Origin of the sequence: Flavobacterium flabelliforme, from assembly GCF_017948675.1 — a bacterium.
Lineage (GTDB): Bacteria > Bacteroidota > Bacteroidia > Flavobacteriales > Flavobacteriaceae > Flavobacterium > Flavobacterium pygoscelis.
On sequence record NZ_JAGFBU010000016.1, the window covers coordinates 1 to 3,211 of the forward strand.

The 3,211-nt window shown below is 30.8% G+C and carries 3 protein-coding genes; all 3 read right to left on the reverse strand.

Annotated elements, in window-relative coordinates; translation table 11 throughout:
• Nucleotides 1–283 precede the first annotated feature (283 nt).
• The 3 genes from J3S90_RS15625 to J3S90_RS15635 all read right to left on the reverse strand — a co-directional run bounded on the left by J3S90_RS15625 (nucleotide 284) and on the right by J3S90_RS15635 (nucleotide 3,013).
• Nucleotides 284–595 carry a helix-turn-helix domain-containing protein gene (locus J3S90_RS15625; RefSeq protein ID WP_210646960.1) on the reverse strand — a complete coding sequence of 104 codons (312 nt, stop codon included), beginning with the start codon at nucleotides 593–595 and terminating at the stop codon, nucleotides 284–286.
• Between the two features lie 4 nt (nucleotides 596–599).
• Complete coding sequence (locus J3S90_RS15630; RefSeq protein ID WP_210646961.1) at nucleotides 600–938, reverse strand: type II toxin-antitoxin system RelE/ParE family toxin; 339 nt, start codon at nucleotides 936–938, stop codon at nucleotides 600–602.
• 1,292 nt (nucleotides 939–2,230) lie between these two features.
• Nucleotides 2,231–3,013 carry a hypothetical protein gene (locus J3S90_RS15635; RefSeq protein ID WP_210646962.1) on the reverse strand — a complete coding sequence of 261 codons (783 nt, stop codon included), beginning with the start codon at nucleotides 3,011–3,013 and terminating at the stop codon, nucleotides 2,231–2,233.
• Nucleotides 3,014–3,211: the final 198 nt, after the last annotated feature.

Below are 3,211 nucleotides of genomic sequence, written 5' to 3' on the forward strand. Positions count from 1 at the left end.
CCTGATCAATGATCTTAAGTTTTAAGTCAAATCCAACGGATTTTTTTTGACAGTCTGGTTTCTTTTCTTTCATGTTGTCCTGTAAATAGTTGTTGATTTTTTGTCAACCTATTTCAGGATTTTACATTTTCATAGCTGTCACATAACGTCTTGGCGCTTGGCGAGGTTGGGGAGTAAAGATGCGAGATTTTTCCATTAAACACAAATTTTCCAAGTACAAAACCATATTTAAATTAAGCCTAAAACCCCAATCTCGCCAAACGGCTGTTGTACGACGGCAATTTTAGTGGATTGCTACATTCTGATTCAATAACTCTACATTAAAATTAATTTTAGCATTTAAAGCACGAAACACTTTGATAATTGTGTCAAATCTAGCGTCAGTTAAGCTATTCTCAATTTTAGATATTTGAGCTTTTTTTACACCAACCAATTGACCTAATTGTTCTTGCGTCAAGTTTCTTTCTTTTCGAATTTGCTTAATTGTTTGACCAATTAAATCAATTTTTAATTCGTTTTCAAAATTATCTCTATTTGCTGTTCCTTTTTCTCCAACGAATTTGTCTGTTACTTCATCTAAACTATATGTTTTCATAATCTTATTCTTTTTCGTTAAAATATTTTACTCTTAATGATTCTGCTCTTTCAATTTCCACTTTTGGCGTTTTGTCGGTTTTCTTAATAATCCCGTGAGTAGAAATGACTATCGTATCTTGTTTATCTGATTTATCCCAAAAAGCAAACAATCTTAAATATTGTTTGTTATATAAAGTTCTAAATTCCCAAATTTCTCCATCGAGTTTTTTAAACAATTCATTATCATTTACACTTCTGGATTTCCAAATATTGTAAAGAACTTTTTCCTTGGATTTTTGGTCTAAACTTTCCAAAAACTCTATAACAGGTTCGAGAAATTCAACTTTAAATTTATAATCCATTTTTCACTTATTCTTAACTTTCAGTAAAGATAGAAGTTTCCTTTTTAAGAAACAAATGTTGTCGTGATTTTCGTCGCTCGTTGCTGTCGTACAACGTCTCGCGGCTTTGCGAGGTTGCGAACTTCGTAACCGAGTTCTTTCGGCTAAGATAGAATATCTTGCGAAAGATAAACTTGAATTCACCACATATTTCGCAATCTCGCAAAACCGCTGTTAGCGGTTCGGCAGTATATTTATTCCAATTGTCTATTCCAATTTATAATAATTGTCTATTCCAATTTTCAATTTATTTATGTTTAAACATCTAATTTTGTCGTTAAAACTCGAAAAAAAACCGAGAAATTTACGCTTTTTAAGATTCGATGTTTTCCATTTCGATATTCAGCCATTTTTTCAAATGTCTGCTTTTTAAGTTTCAATTTTCTGCAAACTTGTTCAGACTTCAATTTTCAAGTTTCTGCTGTCACAATCCAACTTTCACGCTTCTGCTTTTTACATTCCAATTTTCAAGTTTCTGTTTTTCTACAAACTGTCATTTTTCACATTAAAACTCAAAAAAAAATCGTTGAAAATTTAGTTTTTCATAGTTTGAACTTTTCGTTTTTTCTGCGCTCCAACACTGCTGACCGCTAACGTCTTGGCGCTTGCCGTGGTTGCGGACTTTCTAGCAGAGTATATTCTACCGCAACGAATATATGAATAAAAACGTTAATTCCACTAAACCCGCAATCACTGCAAACGGCTGTTATGCGTTCGGCAGTATATGTTGTATGTTTGTCCATTCCAATTTATTCCAATTGGCTTTTCCAAATTTAATTATTTTATTCAGTTTTAAACATCTATTTTGATCTTAAAAATCTAAAAAAAAATCGCGAAAATTTTACTATTCAAGTTTCTAATTTGCATTTCAATATTCAGCCAATTTTATCAAGTTTCTGCTTTCCACAACCTTAATCAGATTCCAATATTCAAGTTTCCACATTCTATTAACTTAATCAGATTCAATTTTCAGGTTTCTGCTTTCCACAAAGTTGATCAAGTTTCATTTTCCACTTTTAAAAAGCTAAAAAATTCGATAAAAAATTTCGCTTTCAAAGTTTTGCATTTCAGTTTTCAAGCTTTAATTTCTTCTTTTTCTGTGCGATCCAACCTGCTGACGCATAACGTCTTGGCGCTTGGCGAGGTTGGGGACTTTATAGCAGAGTATTTTCTGCCGAAACGAAGATATGATAAAAAACGTTAATTCCACTAAAACCCCAATCTCGCCAAACGGCTGTTAGCGGATGTTTTTTTTAAATTGATCTATGGTTAAAAATTGCGTTTTGTCTGTAACATTTTATTACCAATTTTAAAGGTTTTTTATAAAATCCTTCATTATTAATAATTTGATAAATTCTATAATTTTTGGTGTCGTAGTAAGAATTTTGTTCTGGACTATATTCGTTTATAAACCAATCTTTAGATATTTCTTGATAATTTTTTCGAAATCTAATTCTTGTTTTAGGGTCAAATAACTCGTTATCAAGTTCGTAATTCTCATTTGAATAACCTTGTAAAACTTCTGTACTATCTTTGTCTGTGATATATTTACAATTTAGTAAAGAAAACATCATTTCCGTAATTACTTTGCGTCCTGTTCCTAATGTATCATTTAATTTTAATGTGTTCAATGCGTTAATAAACTCTTGATTAAAATTACTTTTTGTCTTTATTATATTTGGAAGTGTTTTTTCATTTTTAAAACCCCAATATTCTCTATATGTATTTGATAAAAACGGAATAGCGCAACATTGATTTCTTGAATTAATTAACACTAATATTTTTTGTGGGTCATTCAGACTATCAGGTTCAGAACGGAGCTGAAGTTTAAATTCATTTTCTCCATAAATAACACTTCTAACGAGTTTATAATATTCAATTTGTTTTGATTTCCCTTTTCTGAATTGTGGAAAATTATTAGTCAAATCTGAAACTGCTTTTTCCACATTTGCTTCATCATTTATTTTTTTACAACCAATTAAGATTATACATAAAAAAGAGAAAATTGAAATACGTATTATTATAATATTTTTCATTATTTAACTGATTTTCTTCTGTCTACGATTTTTTTTCTCAAAATATCCGCTAACGTCTTGGCGCTTGGCGTGGTTGGGGACTTTTGAAACCGAGTATTTTCGGCTTAACGTAAATGTAGTGAAAAAACGCTAATTCCACTAAAACCCCAATCTCGCCAAACGGCTGTTAGCCGACGTTTTTTTTAATACGTTATAAAT